Raw genomic sequence first — 25,345 nt, forward strand, 5'->3', positions numbered from 1 at the left:
GTGGCGCGGTCGCTCCTCCAATTCACATATCAACGCATCGACATCTACGACCTCGCCGTCCACACCTTGCCGAGCCGCGCCGACACGCTCGCGACCCACGACGTCTCCTCGCGCACCAGGCGGAAGCCGAGATTGGCGGGCGGCACGCCTTGCGCGCAGCCGCCGGCGCGGGCGTCGCGGATGAAGTCGGTGACGTAGGCGCGGTGGGCGCCCTCGACGACGCGCACACCGCAATTCACGGTCTGCGGCGCGGGCTTGCCGCTCTCGTCGACTCGCGAGCGCACGAAGCAGGTCGAGGTCCACTCCCAGACATTGCCGGCGAGATCTTCGACGCCGTGCTCGTTCAGGCCAAACTTGCCGAAAGGATAGGCCGTGGTGTCGGAGAGGTCGCGATCGGACTCGCGCTCGTAGCGGCTGATCCAGCGTTTTGACGGGTCGTTCGCATCCACCGGCAGGCCGTCGTCCTTGAACCTGCTGCCGGCCGCATAGGCCCACTCCGCGTCGCTCGGCAGCCGCCACGTCTGGCCGGTCCTGCGCGACAGCCAGATGGCATAGGCTTGCGCATCGTGCCAGCTCACCTGCACCGCGGGACGATCGGGCGCGAGCACGACGCCGCGGTCGAGCGCGCGGCACGCGCCGTCGTATACGCAGAGCTGGTAGTCAGCCGATGACACCTGCTGCTGCATGATTGTGAGCGGCTTTGCAAAACGCACGTCGCGCAGCGGCGCTTCCGCCTGCTGGCCGCCGCGCGTGAAGTCGCCGGCGGCGCGATAGGAGAGGTGGCCCCGCGCGATCTCGACGGTCGCGGGCTCCGTCGCCGTGCCTTGGATCGTCATGTCCGAGACCAGCGGCGCAACGGCGATCGGCCCTGCGAGCCCGGCAACGCAGGCCAGTGCCAACTTCAGCTTGAATGCGAGCAGCATGATCATTCCCCGAAAGAAGAAGGGGCCGGTGATCGCCGGCCCCTTGTCGCGTCTAGTTGGTGCCGGAAGGCGGGACCTCCGCAGGCGCCTTCACCTGCGTCATCAGGTCGTCGTTCCACTTGCCCTCGACCTTGAAGTGGGCGGTGGCACCGAGATCGGCCGCCTCGATCAGATTATGTGTGACATAGGCGTAGATTCCGGGTTGCAGGAACTTGTACATCGCAGCGCCGGCCGAGCCGCCGCGGATGAACCAGGTCTCGAGCCCGGTCTCCGGCGCGTTGGAGAACTTTCCGGTCTCCCAGACATAGTCGCCATGGCCGCCGATCAGATGCGGACGGCTGTCGCGATTGGCCTGCGAGTGCACGATCAGCACGTTCTCGCCGACATTCGCGGTCAGCGCATTCTTGCCGGTGAGCGCGCCGACCTTGCCGTTGAACACGACGTGGCTCGGAATCAGCTTCTTCATCACCTCTTCGGTGTCGGTGTAGGCCTCGCCGGGCGAGTCGTAGGACTTGAAGTTGCCCTTCTCGTCACGCGGCACGTACATGTCCTGCTCGCCGATGTAGTAAACCTTGTCGTATTTCAGCGCGTGGCCCTTGCCGTCGTTCAGGCCGTCGCGCGGCAGCACCATCACAGCGCCGTTCATGCCGGAGACGACATGCCAGGGGATCATCGGGCCGCCCGGAGCGCAGTGATAGACGAACACGCCGGTCTTGGTCGCCTTCCAGCGCAGCACCACCTGCTCGCCGGGGTTGACGAGCGTGAGTGCGGCGCCACCGAGTGCACCAGTCGCGGAGTGGAAGTCGATGTTGTGCGGCATGGTGTTGGTCGCGGGATTGACCAGCGTCACCTCGACATAGTCGCCCTCATGCACGACCATCAGGGGACCCGGCATCGAGCCGTTGAAGGTCATTGCCTGGAAGGTGGTGCCCTTCTCGTCGATGACGACCTTCTTCTCCTGGATCGTGAGCGTGAACTCCATGATCTTCGGGCTCAGCTTGGTCGCCTGCTCGTGCGCGTGCACGAAGGGCGGTGCGACCAGTTCGATCTTCTGCCGCGGCAGCTTGAGATCGTCGGCGGCAAGAGCGGGAGTCGCCAGCATGAGGGCGGTCGCGGCGGCGCTGATCAATGCGGCTCTGCGGGTGAACATCGGAAGCATCCTTCATCTGAAAAGGTTTTGATGACGGGATGCAGTGTGCGCCGATCACGGCAAGATGATTTGCGCTGCAACAACCTTTTTCCGAATTCGCCTCCGTGAAGATACTTAAGAGGTTTACCGAGCGGTGTCGGCGACGCGAATGATACGATGACATGCCGCGCGCGACATCAGTCGCGCCAGCAGCAAATCGTTCGCATGTTCAGTTGCGCTTGGTCGTGAATGTCTGAAATCGTGGACTAGAGCAGCTGGATCGCCAGCCAGACCGTCCCCCAGACCGCAAGGGACAGCGCCGCGAAGATCGAGGCCATGACGGCCAGCACACGCATCAAATGGGCGGCGCCGGTTGTGGGTGCCGCCGGGACGGGTCGGAAATCGTCGAAGCGCGGGATATGACCGCGAACGCCGAGCAGCCAGAGAACGAGTTCGAGCGCGAACGGCGCCATGGCGTCATCTCCGAAAGGAACAAATGATTGAACGTCAGAATGGCCGGAATCCGGCGCTCCGACTTTGAGCGAGCGCAAGGTCGCCTCGGCAAATCCGGGCTAGCTGAACCCATTCCGGGACTTGCCGCGACCGTTCGCAGCCGGCATTTACGAATGGGTAAGACATGAGAACCGATCTCGCGGCGAGCTACGGCGAGGAACGTCTGCCGCGCTACACCAGCTATCCGACCGCACCGCATTTTTCGCGCGCCATCAGTGCCGGCACCTACGCGACCTGGCTGGCCGAGATTCCGACGAACGCCAGCGCCTCGCTGTATCTGCATGTGCCGTTCTGCCGCGAGATGTGCTGGTACTGCGGTTGCCATACCCAGATCGTACGCCGCGACGGGCTTATCGCGGCCTATCAGCGCACGCTCCGCAGCGAAATCGAGCTGGTCGCTGAAAAGGTCGGCCGCCGCATCAAAGTCGAGCACATCCATTTCGGCGGCGGCACGCCGACGATCATGAAGCCGGAAGCCTTTGCCGAGTTGATGGCGACGATGCGAAAGGCGTTCTTCGTGCTGCCGTCGGCCGAGATCGCGGTCGAGATCGATCCGCGGACGCTGACCGCTGACATGGTGGAGGCGATGCGGCTCTCCGGTGTCAACCGCGCCAGCCTCGGGGTGCAGAGTTTCGACCCCGTCGTGCAGCGCGCGATCAACCGTGTGCAGAGCTTTGAGCAGACCGCCTCCGTCGTCGACATGCTCAGGCGCGCCGGCATCAAGGGGATCAATTTCGATCTCATCTATGGCCTGCCACACCAGACCATCGCCTCCTGCCTCGATACCGTGCGGCGCGCGCTGACGCTCGCACCGGAGCGATTCTCGGTGTTCGGCTATGCGCATGTGCCCGATTTCAAGAAGCACCAGCGCATGATCAAGGAGAGCGCCTTGCCTGACGGCCCGGCGCGCCACGACCAGGCCTGCGCGATCGCCAACGCGCTGAAGGAGGCCGGCTACGTTCAGATCGGGCTCGACCATTTCGCCAAGGCAGACGATTCCATGGCCGTGGCCTTCAGGGAGGGCACGCTGCGACGCAATTTCCAGGGCTATACCACCGACAGCAGCGAGCTCCTGCTCGGCTTCGGCGCGAGCGCGATCGGACATCTGCCGCAAGGCTATGTTCAGAACGAGGTGCAAATCGGCGGCTATTCGCAAAGCGTCGTCGCCGGCCGCTTCGCGACTGCAAGGGGCTATGGTCTCACCGACGATGACCGGCTGCGCGCCGACATCATCGAGCGCATCATGTGCGAGTTCAGCGCCGATCTCGGCGCGATCTGCGCGCGCCACGGCACGGCGCCCGAAGCGATGCTGAAGTCGGCGCCGCGGCTCAAGGAGCTGGTCTCCGACGGCGTCGTCAGCCTCGACGGTGATCGGCTCGCCGTCGCCAGCGACGCGCGCTTCCTGGTCCGCAGCGTCGCCGCCGCGTTCGACGCGCATCTCGATGCGGCGAAGCAGTTGCACAGCCGGGCCGTGTAGCTCATCTCCTCGTCATTCCGGGTCGAGCGAAGCGAGAGCCCGGAATCCATCGGGCAACAGATGACGTGGAGAAATGGATTCCGCGTTCGCGCCAAAAGGCGCGCCCCGGAATGACGAGTTGGGACTTCGCCCCAGCTTGCGCTTCGACAAAGATATCGCGAGCCACTTCGCTATCGTCGTTACGGAACGGAGTTGTCCATGCCCTTCCGATCCGACGATCTGGTCGATGACATCATGCGGAGTGCGCCGCACACGATCCGGGTGTTTCTTGCCTTCAGGATGGCCTGTGTCGGTTGTCCGATCGCAACTTTCCACACGGTGGATGACGCCTGCCGCGAGCATGGCATCGACCGCGACAAGTTCCTGGCTGCGCTGTGCGAGTGCGTACCGGCGTGAGGCGGGATTGGAATGCGCGCGGGTGCGCGCGGATTCCCGGGTGAGGGAGGGCTTTCGCCGTAAGCGGAGGCGCCCTCATCCCTATCTTCCGAGGCGGCGGAGGCCCCGCAGCGCTGCGCTCACGCCGGCCCGCTGTCCGGGTTCCGCTCCGCAAGGGTGACGATCCTGTGCGGGTCGCGCAGGATGATGCGCTGACGGCCGCTCTCGACAAGGCCCTGCTGTTCCCAGCCGCTGAGGATGCGGCTGACGGTGTGCAGCGTGGTGCCGGTCATCTGGGCGATGTCCTGGCGGCTGATCGGGAAATCGATCTCGATGCCATGGTCGAGTTTCTTGCCGGATTGTTTCGCCAGCCGCAGCAGTGCATGCGCGACGCGCTGCTCGACCTGCTGGGTCGACATTTCCAGGATACGCGTATGGCTTTCCTGAAGGCGCGCCCCGACGGTTTGCAGCGTGCCGCTGGCAAGCGATGGAAACCGCTCCACCAGCCGCGGCCAGGCGGCGGTCGGCCAGATCAGGACCACGCTGTCGTCGACGGCGGTCGCGGTCGCCGGATATTGCGTAAGGCCAAGCGCCATCGCGAGCCCGAACGTCTCGCCTGGCGCGACATAGCGCACGACGATCTGCTCGCCGGTCGGCGTGGTCTTGGCCGCGCGGACGTGGCCGTGCAGCAAGAGGAAGAATCCGTGCGCATCCGCGCCCTGCTCGAAGATGGCGCTGTTCTTCGGATAGCGCGCCGAGCGGGCCTCGCGAAGGATCTCCTCCAGATCCTCGGTCTTGAAGCCCGCAAAGAGCGGCAAATGTGCAACCAGCGACGTATCGACCTTGGCCATGCTGCCTCCATGCGCGGCGCTCGCGCAGTGTGATGGCACCTCTAATCGTCGGACAGTTTGCGATAGCGCAAAACGGGCGGGCCGGGCGGCGTTATTTTTCCTGACAACCGTCCGATGTTCCTGGAGTTGCCCCATGGCTGGCGCCCGATCCCGCAATCCGCAAGGCTGGCCGCTGTTTGCCCACAGTTTCCGCCCCTTTTTCCTGTTGGCCGCAATCCAGGCCGCGCTGTCGATCCTGGTCTGGCTGCCGATGTTCTATGGCGAAGTGTCGCTGACCTCGGCCTTTGCCCCGCGCGACTGGCATGTCCACGAAATGCTCTATGGCTTCCTGCCGGCGGTGATCACCGGGTTCCTGTTCACGGCGATCCCGAACTGGACCGGACGGCTGCCGATCCAGGGGCCGTCCCTGGGCGCGCTGGTGGCGGTCTGGCTCGCCGGACGCGTGGCTGTGACCCTGTCGGCCGAGCTCGGCTGGGCCTTTGCACTCCTCATCGATGCCGCATTCCTGGCGCTGGTCGTCGCCGCGGCGGCGCGCGAGATCATCACCGGCGGCAATTGGCGCAATTTGCCCGTGGTGATTCTCGTGCTGGTGCTGCTCTCCGGCAACGTCGCCTTTCATCTCGAAGCGCATATCGAGGGTGCGGCCGATATCAGCATCCGTGTCGGCATCAGCGTCGTCGTGCTGCTGATCGCGCTGATCGGCGGCCGCATCATCCCGAGCTTCACCCGCAACTGGCTGGTCAAGGTCAATCCCGGCCGCCTGCCGGTGCCGTTCGGCCGCTTCGACGGTGCGGTGATCGGTTGCAGCGCGCTCGCGCTCATCGCGTGGATCGTGGCGCCGCTAAGCGTCGTCACCGGTGTTGCGATGGCCGCTGTCGGCACGCTGCATCTGGTCCGCCTTGCGCGCTGGGCCGGCGACCGCACCTCGCGTGAGCGGCTGCTCCTGATCCTGCATGTCGGCTACGTCTTCGTCCCGCTCGGCTTCCTCCTGCATGCCGCGGCCGCCTTCGGCGCCCTGCCGGCGAGTGCCGGCATCCACGCCTGGATGGCGGGTGCGGCCGGCGTCATGACGCTGGCGGTGATGACACGCGCGAGCCTCGGCCATACCGGGCAAGCGCTGACGGCCTCAGTGGCGACGCAGGCGATCTATGCCGCGATCATCACCGCGGCGGTGGCGCGGGTCGCCGCGGTGGTGTGGCCGGCGCATGGCGACGTGCTGCTGCATGTTGCCGCTTGCGGCTGGATTGCCGCCTTCCTCGGCTTTGCCATTGCCTTCGGTCCGCTGCTCCTCGGGATGCGATGGCGTGCGCTCGCCACTGCGCGCGCGGTCGCGCCGGCGCGCTGACTTAAGCGGCGGTTGCCGTTGAGGCGTGCAGCCGCACACCCCTGCGCCATTCGGTGATGGTGCAGCCGAAGCGGGTGCGGAACCAGCGCGCCATGGCGCTTTGTGCGGAAAAGCCGAGCTGCGTGGCGATCGCCGCCAGCGGCCGGGCGGGATCCTCGATCAACTGGGTCACGAGCTCGGCGCGGCGTGCATCGAGGATGGCCGAGAAGCTGGTGCCGGCTTCGGCCAGGCGCCGGTGGATGGTGCGGCGGGTGCAGGCAAGGTGCTCCGCCACGCGCTCGACCGTGCAGTCGCCGGTCGCGAGCAGGGCGCGCACGACCTCGTCAACCTTCTGCTCCCAGCTCGCGGGCCGCGTCTCGATCGCCTCGATCCGCTTGCGCAGATAGCTCGCGATAAGCGGATGCGCGCTCGGGATTCGACGGTCCATGTCGTGGGCCGACAGCAGGATCGCGTCGTCACCGGCGTTGAAGGTCACGGAGCAGCCGAAGAATTCGCGATAGCGCTTGCGGTCGCGCGGCGGCGGATAGTGCAGATGCACTTCCTGCGGCCGCCAGTCATGGCCGAGCAGCGACTGGATGATGCGGTGGATACTGCCCAGCGCCATGTCGATGGATTGGCGCGGCGCGCTCGGCTGCCGGCCGCGCAAACGCAGCGTGATGGTCACGGTCGTCTTGTTGCGCGTGACGTCGAGCTTCATGCCCTCGTGATGCACGTGGATGAAGCGCGAGAACGCGTCGATCGCATCGCCAATCGTGGCCTGCTCGCGCACGATGAGGCCGACCGAGCCGAAATTGGTCAGGCCGCCGCGTTCGGCGAGACGCAAGCCGAAATCTTCGGCCCCGGAAGCTTCTGCCGATAGTTCGAGCAGGCGACGCAGGCCTGAGACCGCAATCGGGATATCGGGCGTGTCGAGGCAGGCCAGCGGAAGGCGGACCTTGCGCATCATCTGCTTGGGGTCGAGCCCGACCGACCGGGCGACCTCCGGGTAATAGGTCAGGCTTGCGCTGCGAATGAGGTCGGTCATGCGAACCGTTCCTGCCAGCCATTCCTGCAGATGTCCCGAAATGTAAAGTTTCTGTCCCGATCCGTCAAATCCGGGAACCGGGCGGAACATACATAAGGTGGACCGAAGCACAGGCGTGAATGCCGTGCTCATGACGGCGCAAGGCGATGGGGCCGGCGGCCGTCTCATTTGACCAAGACATTGCTGGATCGGGATTATGCCGGGAAACATGCTTTCCAAGGGTGAGGTATTCGTCATCGACACCGATGCAGCCTCGCGCGAACAACTTTCGATGGCGCTGCAGCAGAACGCCTATGACGTGATCTGCTTTGCCGACGGCGCGTCGCTGCTGTCGGAAGCGAAGGCGCGGATGCCGGCCTGCGTGCTCCTGGAGATGCCGCCCGATCGCTCCGGCCTCGACGTGCTCAAGCGCCTGCGTGAAGAGAATTGCATGGCGCCGGTGCTGGTGACGTCGGCGAACGGCAGCATCGCGATGGCGGTCGACGCGATCAAGAGCGGCGCGTTCGACTTCATCGAGAAGCCGTTCCGCACGCACGACATCGTCGAGCGCATCGATGCTGCAATCGATGAGTTTGTCCCGCCGGCTTCGAACCGGCAGCGCTGGCTGACCGGTTGCGAGCCCCTGACCGAGCGCGAAGGCGACGTGCTCGGGCATCTCGCCGGCGGCCTGACCAACAAGGAGATCGCCCGGCGGATGCATCTGAGTGCGCGCACGGTCGAGGGCTATCGCGCCAGCATCCTGCGAAAGGCCGGCGCCAAGAATGTGACCGATCTGCTCCGCCGCATCTTCGGCCAGGGGCCGGCTCATCAGAGTTAAAGGAGCGGATACCACGCCGCGCTGACGCGTTCCGCGGCCACGGGCCTGCCGCAGCGCCGCCCCACGGAAGCCCCAATCGAACCGGTTCCTTCCCTGCCGCGTCTTACGGCGATGGCGTGGCATTTGTCGTGCGTCCGGCTGGCGGCGCGTGATGGCAGGAGGAATTTCATGCGAACGATTGCAAAGTGTCTGGCGACGACGAGCCTGGTTCTGGTGACCACGGCGGCCGCGTTGCCGGCCTGGGCCGCCGATGTGGACGCCACATCGGCCATCGACACCGTCACCGTTTATCCAGATGGCGCGAGCGTCACCCGCGTCATCACGCTGGACCTTTCTTCCGGCGACAGCACGCTGGTCGCCAAGGATTTTCCGCTCTCGCTCGATCCGTCCTCGTTGCGGGTCGAGGGCGAGGCGGGCGCAAAACTCACCATCGGCACGATCGACGCGCGGCCGCCGCGCGCGGCACCTCCCGTCAACCTGCCCGAGCTCGACAAGCGCATCGAGGGTCTCAAGGACCAGCGCGCCGATCTGCAAGGCACGATCGATGCGGCCACCGCCCGGCGCAAGTTCGCCCAGCATTTTGCCGAGGCCTCGCCTGCCGGTCTCGGCGACAAGGGTGAGGCTCGCCCGATCACCGAATGGCGCGCGGCCTTTGCCGCGGTCGCCGAGGAGATCGCGACCGCCGACACCACGATCCGCGACGCCGCGCGAAAGCAGCGCGAGATCGATCGCCAGATCGCGCAGCTGGAAGCGGAGCGCTCCGCCAAGCCGCCGAGCAAGCTGGAGGTCCGGATCGACGTCGCCGCCGCGGCTGCGACGAAGGCGACGTTGAGGGTGACCTATGCGGTGCGCAATGCGCGCTGGATGCCGCTCTATGACGCCCGGCTCGATACCGGCGCGAAGGACCGCAAGCCGCAGCTCGAACTGGTCCGCCGCGCCGAGGTGACGCAATCGACCGGCGAGGACTGGTCCAACGTCACGCTCGGGGTCTCCACGGTCCGCATCGGCCGCGGCGGCAGTGCGCCGGAGCTGAATTCGCTGATCGCCCAATATCCGCAAGTGCCAAGGCCGCTGGCGCTGGGTACTGCCTCGGACCTGGCGCGGCCCGCGCCGATGACGCGCCAGGCGCAATCACCGACGATGGCCAAGATCGCCGAGGCGCCCGAGCAGCGCGAGCGCGCCGACGAGCAGCAGGCCGTCGCCGAGATCGGCGACTTCCAGGCCACCTTCAAGATTCCCGGCCGCGTCAGCCTCGGCGCCGCCGAGGGCGCCAAGAGCCTGCGCATCGCCTCGATGACCGTGCCGGCCGATCTCGCGGTGCGCGCCGCGCCGGTCGCGGATCCCACCGCGTTCCTCGAAGCCAGCTTCAAGCAGACGGATGATGCGGCGCTGTTGCCCGGCAAGGTCGCGATCTATCGCGACGGCGTCTTCGTCGGTCGCGGCAAGATCACGGCCTCGGCCAAGGACGAGACCGTGCGGCTCGGCTTCGGCGCCGACGACAAGGTCAAGATCGAGCGCGCCGTGCTCAAGCGCAACGAAGGCTCGGCCGGCCTCCTGGTCACGACCTCGAAGACCGACGAGCGCGCGTTCAAGACGACCGTTCGCAACGGCCACGACTTCCCGATCAAAGTCGCGATCGAGGACCAGCTGCCGGTCAGCGAGAACGAGGACATCGTCGTCGAGATGCTGCCGTCGACCACGCCCCCGACCGCAAGCAACATCCGCGACCGGCGCGGCGTGCTGGAATGGTCGTTCGATGCCAAGCCCGGCGAGGCCCGGGACATCAATTTCGCCTGGCGTATCCGCTGGCCCAAGGACAAGGGCATGGTGATCGTGCCGGCGGGCTAGAGCCGAAGTGCTGTGCCGTCTTACCTCGCCCCGCTTGCGGGGAGAGGGAGTGCTCCTTCATCGCGGCGACGGCGCGCGCATCGATTGCGGCAACACGTAAGGCACGCGGTCGTCGCCCGTATGGACGACGGCGTCGATCTCGAAGATGTCGCGGATGGTCTCGCGCGTGACGACATCGGCGCGCGGGCCGTCGGCAGCGAGCCTGCCTCCATTCAGCACGATGAGGCGATCGGCGAAGCGGATCGCGAGGTTAAGGTCGTGCAGGATCGCGATCACGGCCGTGCCGCCCGCCGCGCGGCGTCGCGCCGCCTCGACGAGGTCGATCTGGTGGCGCAGGTCGAGGCTCGACGTCGGCTCGTCCAGCAGCAACAACCCTGGCCCATGCGCGGCCTCGCCGCAGGCGAGCTGTACCAGCACGCGGGCGAAATGCGCGCGCTGCTGCTCGCCGCCGGACAAGGTCGGCAATTGCCGTGTGCGGAAATACGTCAGGCCAACCTCGTCCAGGGCGGCGTCCACCAGCCCACCTGCTTCACGCGGGCTGCGATCGCCGGCGCCCATCAGCACGATCTCTTCGACCGTGAAGGGGAAGGTGACGTTGACATGCTGCGACCGCATCGCGCGATGACCCGCGAGCTCACGCGGCGTAAGCTTGCGGATGTCGCGCTGCTTCAGGCGTACCTCGCCCCCGCTCGGACGGAGGTCGCCGGACAAGAGCCGCAGCAGCGTTGACTTGCCTGCGCCGTTCGGGCCGATGATGGCGACCATCTCGCCGGCCGCAACGTGCAGGTCGACCCCGTCGAGCAATGTCGCGCGGCCGACGCGCTTGGTCAGAGCACGTGCTTCGATCACAGCGCTCACAGCGAGGCGAGCCCGCGCTGCCGCAGCAGGATCCCCAAGAAGACCGGTGCGCCGACCGCCGCGGTCAGAATGCCGATCGGCATCTCCGCCGGCGCCACGATGGTGCGCGCCAATGTGTCGGCGCCGACCATCAGGATCGCGCCGAGCAGCACGGAGGCCGGCAGCAGCAGACGGTGCGCCGGTCCGATGACGAGGCGGAGCAGATGCGGCACGACGATGCCGACGAAGCCGATGACACCGCTGATCGAGACCGCAACGCCGGTCATCGCGGAGACCATGACGATCGAAATCCGTTTCAATCGCTCGACGTCGACCCCGCCGTGAAACGCGTCGGCCTCGCCGAGCACCAGCAGATCGAGGCCGCGCGCGATGAAGGCGCAGGCGGCGAGACCAAGTGCGAGCACGGGCGCGAGCACCGCGGCCTTGGCCCAGGTCGCGCCGCTCATCGAGCCCAGCAGCCAGAAGGTGATGTCGCGAAGCTGGCGGTCATCTGCGATGAACACCAGAAGTCCGATGCCCGCATTGGTGATGGCGGTGACGGCGACGCCCGCGAGAAGGAAGATCGCGATCGAGGTCCGCCCGGCGCGGCTAGAGATGCCATAGAGGATCGCGGTCGTCAGCAGCGAGCCCGCGAACGCCGCCAGCGGCAACAGCTCGGCCTGGAGAGCACGCAGTGCTTCGCCGAAGCGCGAATCGGTGAAGACGATCGCGGCGGCCGCGGCGAGCGCACCGCCGCTGGAGACGCCGACCAGCGCGGGATCGGCGAGCGGGTTTCGGAACAGTCCCTGCATGATCGCCCCGGCCGCAGCGAGCAGGCCGCCGACCATCGCGGTCGCCACGATCCGGGGAATGCGGATCGACCACAGCACGAGCTGATCGCGGGCCGTCACGGCATCGGCCACACCGTCGCTGAAAAAGCCGAGCGCCGCTGGCAACCGGGCGAGGGGAATGCCGGCGGCGCCGACGGTCACCGCAATGATCGTCGCAGCCGCGAGTGCTGCGAGCAACACGGAAATCGCAGCCGGCGCGGACCGCCGTCCCGTGCTTGATCGTTGCCGGCTGCGCGCTTCGGTCCCGATCGCCACGCTCATTGCCGGCAATTCGCCGCGGGGAGGGCCGACGTGAACGTGCCGCCCTCCGCGGCCAGTACCGGATAAAGCTTGACCGCCAGATCGCGTGCCGCCGCCGCGGTCCGCGGCCCGAAGCCGAGCAGATAGAGCCCGTCCATCGCGATAAAGCTCTTGTTGGCTGCGACCGGCGTCAGGGCAAAGCCGGCATGAGCGTACACCGCTTCGGCCTGGAGTGATTCCTTGCCGCGCTCGATCGACAGCACGACGTCGGGCTTCGCCGCGACGATCGCCTCGTCGCTGATGATCTTGTAGCCGTCGTAATCGTCGACGGCGTTGGCGGCGCCGGCGAGCTGGATGATCTCGTCGGCCGCGGTCTTGTGGCCGGCAACCATCGCCCGCCCGTTCTGAAGCGACATCACGAACATCACCCGCACCGGCTGCGTCACCCTGGCGCGCAGCGCGCGTAGCTGTGCGAGGTCGGCGCCGACCGCATCGCTCAGGCACGCGGCGCGAGCATCGACGCCCATGGCGTGGCCGACCAGCCTGATCTTCTCGATCAGGCCTTTCTCGGAGAAGGTCTCGGGCACCAGCACCAGCGGCACCTTTGCCGTCTCCAGGACGTCCATGGTCTCGCGCGGACCCGAGCCTTGGATGGCCAGGATCAACGTAGGATTGAGGCCCAGCACGCCCTCGGCCGAAATCTGACGCATGTAGCCGACATTGGGTTTGTCGTGCAGCGCCGCCGCCGGATAGAGGCTCGTGGTGTCGACGCCGACGAGCCGGTTCTCGAGCCCGAGCGCGTAGAGGATCTCGGTGATGGCGCCGCCGATCGAGACCGTGCGTGCGAAGTCTGTGACCGCGACGTCGCGATTGCGCGCGTCATGCACTGTGATGCCGGCGGCGTGCGCGGCCGAGGTGAGTGCGACCGTGCCGGTCAGAAGGAGTTGGATGATGGTGCGACAAAATGTCATTCGAGGTTACTTCGTCAGGATCAGCTTGTTCTGCGAGGTCAGGCGGAGGCGATAGCTGTCCTCGCCATGCGCGATGATGATCTCGCGCTCCGCTGCAAAGAGCTCCCGGCTGTCGATCCTGCTCCCTCGCATGGTCAGGGTTCTCGTTGTTGCAGAAGGGCTTTCTGCCGGCCCTGCCGCACCGCCGATGTTGTCTCCCGAAGTTGCGGACATTGTTGCCGTGATGCGCTTTTGAAATTGAGATGCTGCCTGTTTGTATAAGCGGCGCGACGCGCATTCCAACGGCAGCGATTTACAATCGATATAAATTGCAACCTGATGTCATTGACCGTCAGGGTGTTGCCACGTAACCAATCATGAGAGCGGACAGCGTGTCCGCGTCTTAGACAACTAGCCAGCCAGTCGCTCGCCTCGTGCGGCGCACGCCAGCCAACCAACAAATTGAAATGCAGGCTGGGGCTGGTATGGCTGACGGGGCTAGGTATTCGCGCGCCCTGATTTTGGGCGCGTCGGTGGTTTCAATCGCGGCATTGATGACGCAGAGCGGTCTTGCGCAGACGGCCGAGCCGCAGGCCGAACGCGCGTCGGCGGATCGGCCCAAGCTGGCCAAGCGCAAGCAGGCCAAGCCGCAAGTCGCGCAGCAGGCGGCGCCCGAAGTAATGAACGCCCGCGCGCAGGCAGGCGGCGCTGCGCCGGTTCAGACGCTCGACGCGATTACGGTTGCGGCCTCCAAGACCGAGGAGCGTGCGATTGATGCGCTCGCGCCTGTCAGTGTCGTGACTTCGGCGGAGATCGAGGCGCGCCAGGCCAGCACCGTCGGTGGTCTCATCTATAACGTGCCGGGCGCCTGGGTTCAGAATCGTGGCGATGAGCCGTCGACCTCGATCAACATTCGCGGCTTGCAGGATTTCGGCCGCGTCGCCGTCGTTGTCGACGGAGCGCGGCAGAACTATCAACGCACGGGTCATTTCGCCAACGGCTCGTTCTTTCTCAATCCCGAACTGATCAGCGGCATCGACATCGTCCGTGGTCCGACCGCCAATATCTATGGCTCTGGTGCGATCGGCGGCGTGGCGTCGTTCCGCACCAAGGATATCGAGGACGTCGTCCGCGCGGGCGAGCGCTGGGGCGTCGACGTCAAGACCATCCTTGGCAGCAACTATGGACGCGCGCTCGGCTCGGCCTTCGGCGGTGTTCACGTCAACCCGAATGTGGACGTGTTCGCGGGAGGCACCTACAGCACGCAGGAGAACTACAAGGACGGCACCGGCTTCGAGGTCGCCAACACCGGCAACCGGCTCACCAGCGGCATCGCCAAGTTGACGGTGCGGCCCGCGGACGGTCACGAGGTCAAGCTCGGCACCATCTTCCAGGAAGACATCTACAGCGTTGGCCAGCCGCCACGACGCGCCGGTGACCCCAACTCGACCAACGCGAACGGCACCAACAACCTGAGCGGTACCTCGATCTATGCGTCCAACGTCAAGAACTACACCACGACCCTCGGCTGGAAATACTCGCAGCCGGACGATCAATGGTTCGATTGGGATGCGAAGGTCTACTGGAACCGCACCGAGAACGATCAGATCAAGACCGCACATACCAGCACGACGCCGTCGGTCTATTGCGGCGGGGTGCCCGGCAATGCCGTGTCCGGCTGTATCGGCAGCAACCGCGGATATCTGCTCGATACGATCGGCGTCGACGCGTACAACACGACGCGATTCGAGACCGGAAGCTGGCGTCACGCGGTAACCTACGGCCTGGACGCCTTCCAGGACAAGGTGTCGTCGCGGGATACGACTGGTACATCGGAGGTCACGACGCCTGGTGGCCAGCGTACGCTGTCCGGCGGCTTCGTGCAGTGGAAGGCGAACTACACCTCGATGCTCGAGGTGATCGGCGCGCTTCGTTACGACAACTATCAGCTTTCCTCGGCATCCTCGTCGTCCAGCGGCGACCGTCTGTCGCCGAAGATCACGGTCGGCCTCGTTCCTGCGGCGGTCGTGACGCCCTATGTCAGCTACGCCGAAGGCTATCGGGCGCCGTCGGTCACGGAGACGCTGGTCAGCGGGCCGCATTCCGGCGCCACGATCAACGATTCGTTCTTCCGCTGTCCGTCGGGCACGCCCGGGCCGGGTGCGGATTCGACGTTCTGCTTCGTACCGAATCCCAACCTGCGGCCCGAGGTCGGCAAGAACAAGGAAATCGGCTTCAACATCAAGAAGAACGACCTGTTCACCGCGGGCGATACGCTGCGCGGCAAGATCAACGTGTTCCGCAACGACATCACCGACTTCATCGATCAGGTCGCTTATGGAAACCCGCTCGTGGTTCCGACGGGCCCGCCGCCGGCGCCCAGCATCACAGTGCTGCCGTTCCTGCAATATCAGAACGTTGCGGCCGCGCGCATCCAGGGCGTCGAGGCCGAGGCGATGTATGACGCAAACCTCTGGTTCTTCGGCCTTTCCGGCAGCTTCCAGAACGGCAAGAACCTGCAGACGGGATATGGCCTGTACAGCATTCCTCCGCAGAAAATCACGACGACGGCCGGCGTGCGCCTGCTCGACAGGACGCTGATCCTCTCGGTGATGTGGACGTCGGCGATCGCGAATTACGACATCCCGCCGACCTATACGCCGGCAACGTCGTTCGATCTCGTGAACCTCTACGTCCAGTATCAGCCGACGCAGGATCTCACGCTCAACTTCTCGGTCGAAAATCTTCTCAACCAGTATTACCGGCCCTACGCCATTCCGGTCGGCAGCACAGGCGACACGCAAAACGACGTGAAGTGGGCGAGCGCTGGCGCGGGTCTCGTGATCAAAGGAGGCCTCAAGTACCACTTTGGCGGCACCTAGGGAGTAGGCCGGCGATCCTGTGCAGGACCGCCGTATTGACCTCCGGAGCCACGCTGATGTCCCAGCGTGGCTTCGGTGCATTCTGAAATATCCGATCGGCATTTGCCGATCAGCACGACTGAGAGGAGAAAAGTCGAATGTTCATCGCCATGAACCGGTTTCAGGTGAAGAAGGGCGCGGAGACCGCGTTCGAAACCGTCTGGGCTACGCGCGAATCCTATCTCGGCAGCATGCCGGGTTTCGTCGAGTTTTATCTGCTGAAGGGCCCGGAGGCCGAGGACCACACGCTCTATTCGTCGCATACCACCTGGGTCGACAAGGCGGCGTTCGAGGCCTGGACGCGCTCGGAGGAATTCCGCCGCGCCCATGCGCGCGCCGACAACAGGACCGGCGAGAGCCTCTATCTCGGCCACCCCAAGTTCGAGGGCTTTGAGGTGATCCAGAGCGAGCGCAAGGCCGCGGCCGCCTGAGGCGGAGCACGAAAGGAGCCGGACATGCTGAGCACGGATCTCGCCGATCTCAAAGCGTATATGGCCGACAATCCCGGCGCGGTGATCGAAGACGTCGCGCGCGAGCGCAAGGTCTCGCCGCGCGCGGTGATCGAGGCGCTGCCGTCATCCATGGCGCGTATGAGCGGCGGCGAGCATTTCGCCGCCGCCATGCAGGACATCGCGGAGTGGGGCGAGGTCACGCTGATCGTGCACACCGAAGATGCGATCTTCGAGTTCACCGGCGCGGTCCCTGCCGGAGAGGTCGGCCGCGGCTATTTCAACCTAGTGCAGCCGAAGGGCCTGCACGGCCACCTTCGCCACGAGCGCTGCACTGCGGTCGCCTTCGTCGAGCGTCCCTTCATGGGCAAGATTTCGGCCTTCGTCGCCTTCGTCAACGCCGACAGCGGCATCATGTTCAAGGTCTTTGTCGGCCGCGACGAGACCAGGGCGCTGCGCGCGGACCAACTGCTGCGGTTCCGGCAGCTTGCCGACCGGATCGCGGCGCAGCCCATGGCGTAACGACTTTCGTTCTGTCGGGAGATCAGGATGCAGAGCACTTCCAGGTTTCGGCACATGATCGTATCAATCGCGCTGCCGGCGCTTGCGCCGGCATCGGCCTTCGCCGCGACCGACGCGGCGCTGCTGCCGCGCAACCTGTCGCCCTGGGGCATGTTCGTCAGCGCGGACATCGTGGTGAAGGCGGTGATGATCGGCCTTGCCTGCGCTTCGCTTGTAACGTGGACGGTATGGCTTGCCAAGAGCGTCGAGCTGCGCCGCAAGAGCGCGCTTGCCCGGCAGCGAACGCGCGCGCTCGAAGGCAACATGAAGTTGGCCGAGGCGGCAGAACGGGCCGGCGACGCGCATGATGCGGTGGCTCAGCTCATTCAGTCCTGCGCCAGGGAGGCCGAGCTCTCCGGCGGCGTCCACGACGACGGGCTCCAGGCGCGCGTGGCGCTGCGGCTCGAGCGGGTCGAGGCCGCGATGTCCCGGCAGATCGCGCGCGGCACCGGTGTGCTCGCGACCATCGGCGCCACGGCGCCATTCGTCGGCCTGTTCGGCACGGTCTGGGGCATCATGAACTCCTTCATCGGCATCTCCGAGAGCCACACCACGAGCCTTGCGGTGGTCGCGCCCGGAATCGCCGAGGCGCTACTCGCCACTGCGCTCGGCCTCGTTGCCGCAATTCCCGCCGTCGTGATCTACAATCATCTCGTCCGCGGCATTGCCAATTATCGCGCGTTGCTCGGCGATGCCTCGGCGCAATTGATGCTGATCGTCAGCCGCCAGCGCGACCATCGCGACTTCCGCCTGGCGCGGGCGGCGGAGTAGGCCATGGCCGCGAAGCTCGGCGGACGCTCGCTCTCTGCGCTCGGGTCGCGTGGCGAGGCGAGCGATCTCGACGTCACCCATGAGATCAACGTCACGCCGTTCATCGACGTGATGCTGGTGCTGCTGATCATCTTCATGGTGGCGGCTCCCCTGGCCACCGTCGACATCGGCGTCGATCTGCCCGCAACCGCCGCCGAGCCGCAACCGCGACCAGACAAGCCGGTCTTCGTCACTGTAAAGGCGGATCTCGCGATCGCCGTCGGTGAGGAGACGATTGCGCGCGATGCGCTCAGCCTTTCGCTCGATACCGCAACCAAGGGCCGCAAGGACGAGCGCATCTATCTGCGCGCCGACAAGGCCGTCTCTTACGGCGACCTGATGGAGGTGATGAACATCATGCGCAATGCCGGCTATCTCAAGGTCGCCCTGGTCGGCCTCGACAGAGGCAATTGATGAGCGCGAACGCCTTCGCCCTGCATGAGCCGCTTCGCGACCGCGAGGCGGCGCGATGGAGCGTGTCGGCGGTGGTGATCATGGCACTGCATGTCGGTGTCGTTGCGCTGGCACTCAATTGGCTGAACCGTCCGCCCGAGCAGGGCATCAACCTGCCGGCGATCATGGTCGATATGGCATCGGTGACCTCGGCGCCGCAATCGATGCAGGACGATGTCGCGCCTGGACCTGTGATGCAGGAGGCCGATGCCTCGCCGCCGGAGCCTCTGCTGCAGCAGGCCGTCGAGGAGACCATCGCGCCGACACCGCCGCAGGAGAAGCCGGAGGTCGTGGCGCCGCCGGAGCATAAGCTCGAGCCGGCGCTGGCCAAACCCGAGCCCGCGAAGATGGTGCCGTTCGAAAAGCCCGCGCCGGCGAAGCCGAAGGTGGTTCGGCGCGAGACGAAAAAGCCATCGGAGGCGACGCCCGCGCCGCGCACCAGCGCGCCGCCGCGCGCCGAGCGCGAGGCGCCGATGGCATCCGCGATGAGCGCAGGCGCGGTGGCATCCGTGATCGCGTCCTACAATCAACGCGTCCGCGCGCATCTGATGCGCTTCCACCAATATCCGTCCGGTGCTGGCGGTCAACGCGGCGTTGCCAGGCTGAGCTTCACGCTCAGCCGCAGCGGGCAAGTCACATCGAGCCGTCTCGGCGGCTCGTCCGGCGTCGCCGCCTTCGATGCCCAGGCCATGTCAATGATCCGTCAGGCCTCGCCGTTTCCGCCGGTCCCGCCCGAGATCAAGAACGGCTCCATGAGCTTTACGATCCCGGTGGAGTTCACGGTGAGATAGCGCGGCCTCTTCACCTCGCCCCGCTCTTCTCCGCCGAAGCCTTGGCGAAGGCGGATGCGGAGAGAGGCATAGGCCACCTTTGGTGGCCGTCTAAGAACGCCGAAGCGGAGCTCCGGCTATGTTGCATCGAAGATGCAATCCGGGTGAGGGGGACTCTCCGAGAGTCCGTGTCTCACTTTGACCGCGGAAGCTGCCCCTCACCCCAACCCTCTCCCCGCAAGGGCGGGGAGAGGGGGAGGAGAGAGCGGAGCCTTACTTCGCCTTCAGGAAGTCGGCGGCTTCGAGCAGCATGAACTCGTCGTCATCGGCCTTGTTGGGATCGCGGCTCGACGAGAACGGCAGATTGTTGTCGTTGCCGACGATGATGTGGCTCTCGTCGACCCGGTCGACGTTCTCGATGGTGAAGAACGGGAAGGTGTAGACGCCGTCATTGAGCGGCTTGCGCGCCTTCTTGTCGGGGTCCTGGATCTTCAACAGGTCGATATAGCCGATCTTGCGGACGGGCTTGCCGACATTGGCGTCCGACAGCTCGATCTTGTAGATGCGCTTGAACTTGGCGACGTCGGGGAAGCAGTTCTCGCCGCGCACGCCCTGCGGGCAGGCCTTGTCGGGCGTGCCTTCGCCGTTGTCGCGCTCGATGATGAGGCCGCTGGTCGGATCGATCATGTTGAAGTCGCCGATGGCATTGCCGTTCTGCTCGAACACATACTGCCAGTAGCGGCCGGTGAACTTCTCCGCGGCAACGTCGAATTCGAGGATGCGGGAGGCTTCCTTGCCGTCGACCTTTTCCCAGTCCTTCTTGTCGGCATCCCACAGCGGGCCCTCGAGCAAGCCGTAGAGGAACTTGCCGTCCTTCGACGAGGCAAAGCCCTCATACCCCTTGGATCGGCGCAGGTTGACGTTGGTGTAGGTCGCGCCCGGCGCGCCCGGCGTCGTCACCGCCCAATGATCCGGGGAGCGCACCGGCTTGCCGTCGGCCACCGTCTCGAACACGGCGAGGATCTTGCCGGTCTTGTCGGCTTTCAGGATGTAGGGGCCGAACTCGTCGCCGATCCAGAATACGTCGCCGACGATCTGGAAACCTTCGGTGTCGAAGTCGGAGCCGGTGAGATAGCGCTTCTGCGTATCCTCATGCACGATGCGGAACGGCACGCGTCTGTCGGGATCGTGCAGGAAGATAGTCTCCAGCCGCTCGATCTTGCCGCTGGCCCAATCCATCCTGTAGTGGTTCAGGTACAGCATCGAATCCGGCGAGTTGGCGCGCGCGCCCATGCCGTTGTCGGTGATCACCCAGAAGGTGCCGTCGCCCATCGACTTGATGCCGGAATGGCCCTGCAGCGGCTGCCCCTTGAACGGCAGCGAGACGCCGGTCGGCCGCTCGGCGGACTTGCCCATCACGGTGCCGAGCGCGTCGACGCGCTTGCCCGTGGTGTATTTGCCCGAGGTCTTGAGATCGACGGGCGCGTCCGCCGGCGCGTCGATGAAGGACTCGGCCGGCATCACGACGTGGCCGGCGAGCTTGGCGGGGAATTCGCCTTCATTCTGCGCGAGCGCGACGCTCGCGGTGAGAAGGACGGTTGCGACGGAAGCGAGGAAGGTCGCGCGCATGTGCGTCTCCTGTTGGGGGAGGCCGTCTTATGCGGATCGCGTATTGCAGTTTTGTGAAAGCGGACCAAACGCCGCAGCCGCTTGCTACTCCTTTACCGCGCCGGTGAGTGAGGACACGTAGTAATCCACAAACAGCGAGTAGAAGATCGCAACCGGCAGCGAGCCGAGCAGCGATCCCGCCATCAACGCGCCCCACTGATAGACGTCGCCGGTGACGAGCTCGGTGAGGATCGCGACCGGCACGGTCTTGTTGGCGCCGCTCTGGATGAAGGCGAGCGCGTAGATGAACTCGTTCCAGGACAGCGTGAAGGAGAAGATGCCGGCCGAGATCAGGCCGGGCACGGCGAGCGGCAGTGTGATCCGCCGCAGGATCTGCAGCCGCGTCGCGCCATCGACCAGCGCACATTCCTCGAGCTCGTAGGGGATCGACTTGAAATAGCCGATCAGGAGCCAGGTGCAGAACGGCACCAGGAAGGTCGGATAGACCAGGATCAGAGCCATCGGACTATCGAACAGGCCGAACTGAACCACGACGGTGGCGAGCGGAATGAACAGGATCGACGGCGGCACGAGATAGGCAAGATAGATACCGAGGCCGACATAGGGGCCGCCGCGGAAGCGCAACCGCTCGATGGCGTAGGCCGCGAGCGTGCTGGCGATCAGCGACAGCGTGGTCGAGCCGATCGCGACCAGCATCGTCGTCTTCAGCCAGCGCGGATAGGCGGTCTCGAACAAGAGATGCTTGATGTGGGCGAGCGTCGGCGAGGAGATCCAGAACGGGTTGTGATCCTTGTAGTTCATCAGCTCCGCATTCGGTTTGAACGAGGTGATTGCCATCCAGTAGAACGGAAACAGCAGGATCAGCACGAAGCAGCCGAGTGGCAGGTAGATCATCATCAGCCGCCGCAGCCCGGAATCCCAGGCCATGGTGTCGGGCGCGGTGTTGGCGACGGCGGCCGCTTTCGCGACGGTCTCAGTCATTGCCCTCTCCTTGCTGCCATTTGCGGCGCGCGAGACCGAAATAGGAGAACAGCGTCGCGAACACCAGGAACGGGATCATCGACACGGCGATGGCAGCGCCCTCGCCGAGCTCGCCGCCGGCAATGCCGCGCTGGAAGGCGAGGGTGGCCAAGAGGTGCGTCGAGTTGACGGGACCACCGCGAGTGATGGCGTAGACAAGCTGGAAGTCGGTGAAGGTGAAGATGATCGAGAAGGTCATGACGATGGCGAGGATCGGCATCATCATCGGGAAGGTGATGTAGCGGAAGCGCTGCCAGGAACTGGCGCCATCGAGCATCGCGGCCTCGTAGAGCGAAGGCGAGATGGTCTGCAGCCCCGCGAGCAGCGAGATCGCGACGAAGGGCATGCCGCGCCAGATGTTGGCGGCGATCAGCGAGAACCGCGCCGGCCAGGCCGAGCCGAGGAAGTCGATGTTGGTCGTGCGCCAATGCAGCACGTCGACCAGAAGGTAGGAGATGATCGAGAACTGCGGATCGTAGATCCACCAGAACGCCAGCGCCGAAAGCACGGTCGGTACGATCCAGGGCAACAGCACGATGGCGCGGAGCACGCTCTTGAACGGAAAATGGTTGTTGAGCAGCAGCGCCAGCCAGAAGCCGAGCGCAAACTTCCCGAAGGTCGCAATCGCCGTATAGAACACGCTGTAGAACACCGCGCCCCACCACAGGGGATCGGTGAGCAGGTACTGGAAATTCTCAAGACCGACATAGACGCCGCGCCGCCCGATCGTGGTGTCGGTGAAGGCGAGCCAGATGCCGAGGCCGAGCGGATAGGTGAGGAAGACGGCGAGCAGCCCGAGCGCGGGCGCGAGGCACATCACGATCAGGAACGGCCTGTAGTCGAACAGCCGCACCAGCCACGACGGCTGTCGCAGCGCCAGGGCGTGAGAAGAGAGTGTGGTCACGGACATCGGGTTGTTGTCCTGATTTTGATTGTCACCACACTGTCATTGCGAACGAAGCGAAGCAATCCAGTCTATCTCCGCGGTCACGGTCTGGATTGCTTCGTCGCTTCGCTCCTCGCAATGACGGCGTCTGCTGTCACCGCCGGAAGTACCGCTTGCACCGGCGCTCCGCTTCGGCGGCGGCCTCCTCCGGCGTCGCTGCACCGGTCGCGACCGCAGCACACATCTGCACCAGCACGTAATCGGCGCTGACGGCCCCGGTCGCCGAGGAGATCGGCCCCTTGTAGCCGTCGTAATAGGTGCTGTTCATCGTGTTCTTGAAGATCGCGACCTTGGGATCCTCGCCCCACACCTTGGCCTCGGCATAGGCCGCCAGCGGCTGGGCCCAATAGCCGGAGTTGGCGTTGAGCCACGGCTCGTACTGGTCCTTCTCAAGCATGTATTGCAGGAACGCCTTCGCGGCGTTCGGATACGGGCTGTGCTTGAACACCATCGCATTCAGCGTCAGGCCGGCCATCGGCGAGATCTTCGCATTGCCCTTCGGCAGCAGTTGATGCTCGCTGTCCTCCGCGATGGCGCGGGTGGCAGGATCGTTCTTCAGCGAGAAGTACAGCGAGACGCCGTTGGCCGTCAGCGAGATCTCCTGCGAGGAATATGCGCGGTTGTTGCTCACATCGTTCCATGACGGCGTGCCGGCAATGAAGGTCGGATACAGCTCCTTGACCCAGTTCAGCGCGGCGATCGTCTCCTTGCTGTTGATGACGACATTGCCGTCCTCGTCGAGCAGCGACGCATTGTGCGACCACAGCGCCCAATTGGCGAAGCCGTTGCCGTCGCCTTTGGCATTGCCGAGCGCGAAGCCGGCCGGCTTGCCGGCCTTGTGCAGCTTGCGGCACAGGTCGACGACGCCGGCGTGATCTTCCGGAACCTTGTCGAAGCCGACCGATTGCAGGATCGACTTGCGGTAGATCAGGGGACCCGCGGTGGCGCCGAACGGCAGCCCGATCCAGGATTCGGTCTTGCTCTTCATGCCGTACTTCTGCGCCAGCGGCAGCCAGCCGCCATAGCGCTTGCCGAGGTAGTCGGCGACGTCGGTGAGTTCAATCAGCTTGTCGACATAGATATGCGGCGCGTCGGAGAAGCCAATGATGATGTCCGGGCCGGCGCCGGAGTTGGCTGTCACCGCGGTCTGCTGGGCGATGTCTTCCCAGCCGACGAAGTCGACCTTCACCTCGACACCGGTCGCGTCAGTGAAGCGCTTGGCGTTGGCGCGGAACACGTCCTCGTCCGGCTGGACGAAGCGGACCGGCCGCAGCATGCGCAAGAATGCGCCCTTCTCGATCGGCAGTTTCGGCGCCGGAACATCGGCGGCCTTGATTGGAGATGGTGTTTGCGCCGCGGCACCGGTTGCGGCGAGTGCAGCAGCGGACAGGCCCAGCGCCAAGGCGTCACGACGCGTGAGGTCGTTCCTCATCAGTTCCTCCCTGTTGTCTCCCTTCCCGCCGTTGATCGCCGGTGAAGGGCCTTCCGGTCTTTCGGCGCGTTTTGCGCCGGCCGCCTAGCTGTTCGGTCCGCGATCCATGCTGACGGGCTGCCAGCGGCGGAGCGCGGTTTTCTGCAGCACCGACGGATTGACACAGCTTACCGGCCACATGCCCTGAAGCACCAGTGACAATTCGTAGCCCACGCGGCGCTTGCGCGCTTCGTCGAACCGTGCCGAGGCCGAGGCGACATGAGCGGTCAGGGTCACGTTCTCCATACCGAGCAGGGGATTGTTGTGCGACGGGGGTTCCTTCTCCAGCACGTCGAGGGCGGCGTGCGCGATCCACCCCTCTTGCAGCGCCTTGATCAGGCTCTCCTCGTCGACCGTGGCGCCGCGCCCCGTATTGATGAAGATCGAGCCCTTCTTCATCTGGCGAAAATGCTTCTCGGTCAGCATGTGATGCACCTCGGGCCGGGCGGGCGCGTGCATCGACACGAAGTCGGATTGCGACAGCACCTCGTTCAGCGTCGCCGGCAACACGCCGTGATCGTACATCAGCGTTTCCTGGATGAAGGGATCGTAGGCCATCATGCGCAGGCCGAAGGGAGCGGCGCGTTTCGCAACTGCACGCGCCACGCGGCCGAAGGAGATGAAGCCGAGCGTCTGGCCCATCAGCCGCGGAATCTTGAGCAGCGCCGGCCGGCCCTCGGCCCAGCGGCCGGTGCGCACCATCCGGTCCTGCTCGACCAGGCGGCGGAAGCCGGCCAGCAGCAGCATCATGGCGTGGTCGGCGACCTCTTCGATGAAGGTGTCGGGGATGTTGGTGACGGGAATGCCGCGTTCCGTGGCGGCTTTGACGTCGACGCTGTCGACGCCGACCGAGCCGAGCGTGATGACCTTGCAGTTCTCCAGTGCGTCGATGATGGTCTTGGTGATCGGGATGCCCTTGGCGTAGATGGCGTCGGCGGTTCTCGCGGCGGCGATGAACTCGGCCTCATTGGCCGGCGCCTCGACGATCTCGGCGTCGATCGGATCGAGCGCCTCGCGCTCGTATGAATAGTCGCTGCCGGCGACCGTGAAGCTTGCGCCCTTCGGCGTCACCACCCTGTATTTCGGCATTCCCTGGCTCCCGATTTGGTTTGTCGGTTCTTGTTGTGACCCGCAC

Annotated in this window: 25 protein-coding genes; 11 read left to right on the plus strand and 14 right to left on the minus strand. The window is 65.3% G+C overall.

Translation table 11 applies throughout. The features are described from left to right. Window positions 1-44: 44 nt before the first annotated feature. The 3 genes from K289_RS0120605 to K289_RS0120615 all read right to left on the minus strand — a co-directional run bounded on the left by K289_RS0120605 (window position 45) and on the right by K289_RS0120615 (window position 2,525). Window positions 45-923 (minus strand): SUMF1/EgtB/PvdO family nonheme iron enzyme, encoded by an 879-nt coding sequence (locus tag K289_RS0120605; RefSeq protein ID WP_027553266.1) that lies wholly within the window; start codon window positions 921-923, stop codon window positions 45-47. 52 nt (window positions 924-975) lie between these two features. Next, window positions 976-2,073, minus strand: a complete 1,098-nt coding sequence (gene nirK / locus K289_RS0120610; RefSeq protein WP_027553267.1) for a copper-containing nitrite reductase — start codon at window positions 2,071-2,073, stop codon at window positions 976-978. A 245-nt stretch (window positions 2,074-2,318) separates the two neighbouring features. Continuing rightward, window positions 2,319-2,525, minus strand: a complete 207-nt coding sequence (locus K289_RS0120615; protein ID WP_027553268.1) for a hypothetical protein — start codon at window positions 2,523-2,525, stop codon at window positions 2,319-2,321. Window positions 2,526-2,689: 164 nt separating this feature from the next. Between K289_RS0120615 and hemN the strand changes: the two genes are divergently transcribed. After that, a complete protein-coding gene (gene hemN, locus K289_RS0120620; RefSeq protein ID WP_027553269.1) occupies window positions 2,690-4,042 on the plus strand; it encodes an oxygen-independent coproporphyrinogen III oxidase in 1,353 nt (450 codons plus the stop codon). A gap of 198 nt (window positions 4,043-4,240) precedes the next feature. Beyond that, the gene (locus tag K289_RS0120625) at window positions 4,241-4,438 is read left to right on the plus strand and encodes a DUF1858 domain-containing protein (RefSeq protein ID WP_027553270.1); all 198 of its coding nucleotides are present in this window, start codon (window positions 4,241-4,243) and stop codon (window positions 4,436-4,438) included. 119 nt (window positions 4,439-4,557) lie between these two features. On the opposite strand, the gene K289_RS0120630 is transcribed toward K289_RS0120625, so the two are convergent. Next, window positions 4,558-5,268 carry a Crp/Fnr family transcriptional regulator gene (locus tag K289_RS0120630; RefSeq protein ID WP_027553271.1) on the minus strand — a complete coding sequence of 237 codons (711 nt, stop codon included), beginning with the start codon at window positions 5,266-5,268 and terminating at the stop codon, window positions 4,558-4,560. 133 nt (window positions 5,269-5,401) lie between these two features. Between K289_RS0120630 and K289_RS0120635 the strand changes: the two genes are divergently transcribed. Further along, window positions 5,402-6,613, plus strand: a complete 1,212-nt coding sequence (locus tag K289_RS0120635) for an NnrS family protein (protein WP_027553272.1) — start codon at window positions 5,402-5,404, stop codon at window positions 6,611-6,613. A 1-nt stretch (window position 6,614) separates the two neighbouring features. Here the strand turns inward: K289_RS0120635 and K289_RS0120640 are convergent, their stop codons facing one another. Beyond that, window positions 6,615-7,637 carry an AraC family transcriptional regulator gene (locus K289_RS0120640; RefSeq protein WP_027553273.1) on the minus strand — a complete coding sequence of 341 codons (1,023 nt, stop codon included), beginning with the start codon at window positions 7,635-7,637 and terminating at the stop codon, window positions 6,615-6,617. A gap of 196 nt (window positions 7,638-7,833) precedes the next feature. Here K289_RS0120640 and K289_RS0120645 point away from each other — a divergent pair, with 196 nt between their 5' ends. Continuing rightward, a complete protein-coding gene (locus K289_RS0120645; RefSeq protein WP_027553274.1) occupies window positions 7,834-8,454 on the plus strand; it encodes a response regulator transcription factor in 621 nt (206 codons plus the stop codon). Between the two features lie 168 nt (window positions 8,455-8,622). Further along, window positions 8,623-10,302, plus strand: a complete 1,680-nt coding sequence (locus K289_RS0120650) for a mucoidy inhibitor MuiA family protein (protein ID WP_027553275.1) — start codon at window positions 8,623-8,625, stop codon at window positions 10,300-10,302. 57 nt (window positions 10,303-10,359) lie between these two features. Here the strand turns inward: K289_RS0120650 and K289_RS0120655 are convergent, their stop codons facing one another. From K289_RS0120655 to K289_RS52365, 4 genes are read right to left on the minus strand one after another with little or no spacing between them, the layout of a single operon-like run. Beyond that, window positions 10,360-11,160 carry a heme ABC transporter ATP-binding protein gene (locus tag K289_RS0120655; RefSeq protein ID WP_027553276.1) on the minus strand — a complete coding sequence of 267 codons (801 nt, stop codon included), beginning with the start codon at window positions 11,158-11,160 and terminating at the stop codon, window positions 10,360-10,362. Further along, window positions 11,157-12,251: an iron ABC transporter permease gene (locus K289_RS0120660; protein ID WP_027553277.1), complete on the minus strand. Its 1,095-nt coding sequence runs from the start codon at window positions 12,249-12,251 to the stop codon at window positions 11,157-11,159. Before K289_RS0120660 ends, K289_RS0120655 begins: the two co-directional genes overlap by 4 nt. Then, window positions 12,248-13,201: a hemin ABC transporter substrate-binding protein gene (locus K289_RS0120665; RefSeq protein ID WP_027553278.1), complete on the minus strand. Its 954-nt coding sequence runs from the start codon at window positions 13,199-13,201 to the stop codon at window positions 12,248-12,250. The genes K289_RS0120660 and K289_RS0120665 overlap by 4 nt, the downstream gene beginning before the upstream one ends. A gap of 6 nt (window positions 13,202-13,207) precedes the next feature. Then, window positions 13,208-13,414, minus strand: coding sequence for a hemin uptake protein HemP (locus tag K289_RS52365; RefSeq protein WP_027553279.1), 207 nt, complete (start codon window positions 13,412-13,414; stop codon window positions 13,208-13,210). Window positions 13,415-13,665: 251 nt separating this feature from the next. On the opposite strand from K289_RS52365, the gene K289_RS0120675 reads away from it, so the two are divergent. From K289_RS0120675 to K289_RS0120700, 6 genes are all read left to right on the plus strand, one after another. Next, the gene (locus K289_RS0120675; RefSeq protein WP_027553280.1) at window positions 13,666-16,062 is read left to right on the plus strand and encodes a TonB-dependent hemoglobin/transferrin/lactoferrin family receptor; all 2,397 of its coding nucleotides are present in this window, start codon (window positions 13,666-13,668) and stop codon (window positions 16,060-16,062) included. A 137-nt stretch (window positions 16,063-16,199) separates the two neighbouring features. Continuing rightward, a complete protein-coding gene (locus K289_RS0120680; protein WP_027553281.1) occupies window positions 16,200-16,532 on the plus strand; it encodes an antibiotic biosynthesis monooxygenase in 333 nt (110 codons plus the stop codon). A gap of 24 nt (window positions 16,533-16,556) precedes the next feature. Continuing rightward, the gene (gene hutX / locus K289_RS0120685; RefSeq protein ID WP_027553282.1) at window positions 16,557-17,072 is read left to right on the plus strand and encodes a heme utilization cystosolic carrier protein HutX; all 516 of its coding nucleotides are present in this window, start codon (window positions 16,557-16,559) and stop codon (window positions 17,070-17,072) included. A gap of 27 nt (window positions 17,073-17,099) precedes the next feature. Continuing rightward, entirely contained in the window at window positions 17,100-17,882 is a 783-nt protein-coding gene (gene exbB / locus K289_RS0120690) for a tonB-system energizer ExbB (RefSeq protein ID WP_027553283.1), read from the plus strand. A 3-nt stretch (window positions 17,883-17,885) separates the two neighbouring features. Then, entirely contained in the window at window positions 17,886-18,335 is a 450-nt protein-coding gene (gene exbD / locus K289_RS0120695; protein WP_027553284.1) for a TonB system transport protein ExbD, read from the plus strand. Beyond that, window positions 18,335-19,165, plus strand: coding sequence for an energy transducer TonB (locus tag K289_RS0120700; protein WP_027553285.1), 831 nt, complete (start codon window positions 18,335-18,337; stop codon window positions 19,163-19,165). Before exbD ends, K289_RS0120700 begins: the two co-directional genes overlap by 1 nt. A gap of 252 nt (window positions 19,166-19,417) precedes the next feature. Here K289_RS0120700 and K289_RS0120705 read toward each other — a convergent pair whose 3' ends face one another. From K289_RS0120705 to K289_RS0120725, 5 genes are all read right to left on the minus strand, one after another. Continuing rightward, the gene (locus K289_RS0120705) at window positions 19,418-20,773 is read right to left on the minus strand and encodes an esterase-like activity of phytase family protein (protein ID WP_027553286.1); all 1,356 of its coding nucleotides are present in this window, start codon (window positions 20,771-20,773) and stop codon (window positions 19,418-19,420) included. Between the two features lie 84 nt (window positions 20,774-20,857). Then, window positions 20,858-21,754: a carbohydrate ABC transporter permease gene (locus tag K289_RS0120710; protein WP_027553287.1), complete on the minus strand. Its 897-nt coding sequence runs from the start codon at window positions 21,752-21,754 to the stop codon at window positions 20,858-20,860. Beyond that, window positions 21,747-22,703, minus strand: coding sequence for a carbohydrate ABC transporter permease (locus K289_RS0120715; RefSeq protein ID WP_027553288.1), 957 nt, complete (start codon window positions 22,701-22,703; stop codon window positions 21,747-21,749). Before K289_RS0120715 ends, K289_RS0120710 begins: the two co-directional genes overlap by 8 nt. Window positions 22,704-22,833: 130 nt before the next feature. Continuing rightward, on the minus strand, window positions 22,834-24,171 hold the full coding sequence (locus K289_RS0120720; protein WP_027553289.1) for an ABC transporter substrate-binding protein: 1,338 nt from the start codon (window positions 24,169-24,171) through the stop codon (window positions 22,834-22,836). Window positions 24,172-24,255: 84 nt separating this feature from the next. Continuing rightward, window positions 24,256-25,299, minus strand: coding sequence for a C-terminal binding protein (locus K289_RS0120725; protein WP_027553290.1), 1,044 nt, complete (start codon window positions 25,297-25,299; stop codon window positions 24,256-24,258). Window positions 25,300-25,345 lie beyond the last annotated feature (46 nt).

It is taken from the genome of Bradyrhizobium sp. Cp5.3 (assembly GCF_000426265.1).
Taxonomy (GTDB): Bacteria; Pseudomonadota; Alphaproteobacteria; order Rhizobiales; family Xanthobacteraceae; genus Bradyrhizobium; species Bradyrhizobium neotropicale.

What these genes read in the sequence shown, in the direction of transcription:
- K289_RS0120605 (WP_027553266.1), bottom strand. Translation starts at nt 923, where the DNA reads ATGCTGCTCGCATTCAAGCTGAAGTTGGCACTGGCCTGCGTTGCCGGG.
- nirK (WP_027553267.1), bottom strand. Translation starts at nt 2,073, where the DNA reads ATGTTCACCCGCAGAGCCGCATTGATCAGCGCCGCCGCGACCGCCCTC.
- K289_RS0120615 (WP_027553268.1), bottom strand. Translation starts at nt 2,525, where the DNA reads ATGGCGCCGTTCGCGCTCGAACTCGTTCTCTGGCTGCTCGGCGTTCGC.
- hemN (WP_027553269.1), top strand. Translation starts at nt 2,690, where the DNA reads ATGAGAACCGATCTCGCGGCGAGCTACGGCGAGGAACGTCTGCCGCGC.
- K289_RS0120625 (WP_027553270.1), top strand. Translation starts at nt 4,241, where the DNA reads ATGCCCTTCCGATCCGACGATCTGGTCGATGACATCATGCGGAGTGCG.
- K289_RS0120630 (WP_027553271.1), bottom strand. Translation starts at nt 5,268, where the DNA reads ATGGCCAAGGTCGATACGTCGCTGGTTGCACATTTGCCGCTCTTTGCG.
- K289_RS0120635 (WP_027553272.1), top strand. Translation starts at nt 5,402, where the DNA reads ATGGCTGGCGCCCGATCCCGCAATCCGCAAGGCTGGCCGCTGTTTGCC.
- K289_RS0120640 (WP_027553273.1), bottom strand. Translation starts at nt 7,637, where the DNA reads ATGACCGACCTCATTCGCAGCGCAAGCCTGACCTATTACCCGGAGGTC.
- K289_RS0120645 (WP_027553274.1), top strand. Translation starts at nt 7,834, where the DNA reads ATGCCGGGAAACATGCTTTCCAAGGGTGAGGTATTCGTCATCGACACC.
- K289_RS0120650 (WP_027553275.1), top strand. Translation starts at nt 8,623, where the DNA reads ATGCGAACGATTGCAAAGTGTCTGGCGACGACGAGCCTGGTTCTGGTG.
- K289_RS0120660 (WP_027553277.1), bottom strand. Translation starts at nt 12,251, where the DNA reads ATGAGCGTGGCGATCGGGACCGAAGCGCGCAGCCGGCAACGATCAAGC.
- K289_RS0120665 (WP_027553278.1), bottom strand. Translation starts at nt 13,201, where the DNA reads ATGACATTTTGTCGCACCATCATCCAACTCCTTCTGACCGGCACGGTC.
- K289_RS52365 (WP_027553279.1), bottom strand. Translation starts at nt 13,414, where the DNA reads ATGTCCGCAACTTCGGGAGACAACATCGGCGGTGCGGCAGGGCCGGCA.
- K289_RS0120675 (WP_027553280.1), top strand. Translation starts at nt 13,666, where the DNA reads ATGGCTGACGGGGCTAGGTATTCGCGCGCCCTGATTTTGGGCGCGTCG.
- K289_RS0120680 (WP_027553281.1), top strand. Translation starts at nt 16,200, where the DNA reads ATGTTCATCGCCATGAACCGGTTTCAGGTGAAGAAGGGCGCGGAGACC.
- hutX (WP_027553282.1), top strand. Translation starts at nt 16,557, where the DNA reads ATGCTGAGCACGGATCTCGCCGATCTCAAAGCGTATATGGCCGACAAT.
- exbB (WP_027553283.1), top strand. Translation starts at nt 17,100, where the DNA reads ATGCAGAGCACTTCCAGGTTTCGGCACATGATCGTATCAATCGCGCTG.
- exbD (WP_027553284.1), top strand. Translation starts at nt 17,886, where the DNA reads ATGGCCGCGAAGCTCGGCGGACGCTCGCTCTCTGCGCTCGGGTCGCGT.
- K289_RS0120700 (WP_027553285.1), top strand. Translation starts at nt 18,335, where the DNA reads ATGAGCGCGAACGCCTTCGCCCTGCATGAGCCGCTTCGCGACCGCGAG.
- K289_RS0120705 (WP_027553286.1), bottom strand. Translation starts at nt 20,773, where the DNA reads ATGCGCGCGACCTTCCTCGCTTCCGTCGCAACCGTCCTTCTCACCGCG.
- K289_RS0120710 (WP_027553287.1), bottom strand. Translation starts at nt 21,754, where the DNA reads ATGACTGAGACCGTCGCGAAAGCGGCCGCCGTCGCCAACACCGCGCCC.
- K289_RS0120715 (WP_027553288.1), bottom strand. Translation starts at nt 22,703, where the DNA reads ATGTCCGTGACCACACTCTCTTCTCACGCCCTGGCGCTGCGACAGCCG.
- K289_RS0120720 (WP_027553289.1), bottom strand. Translation starts at nt 24,171, where the DNA reads ATGAGGAACGACCTCACGCGTCGTGACGCCTTGGCGCTGGGCCTGTCC.
- K289_RS0120725 (WP_027553290.1), bottom strand. Translation starts at nt 25,299, where the DNA reads ATGCCGAAATACAGGGTGGTGACGCCGAAGGGCGCAAGCTTCACGGTC.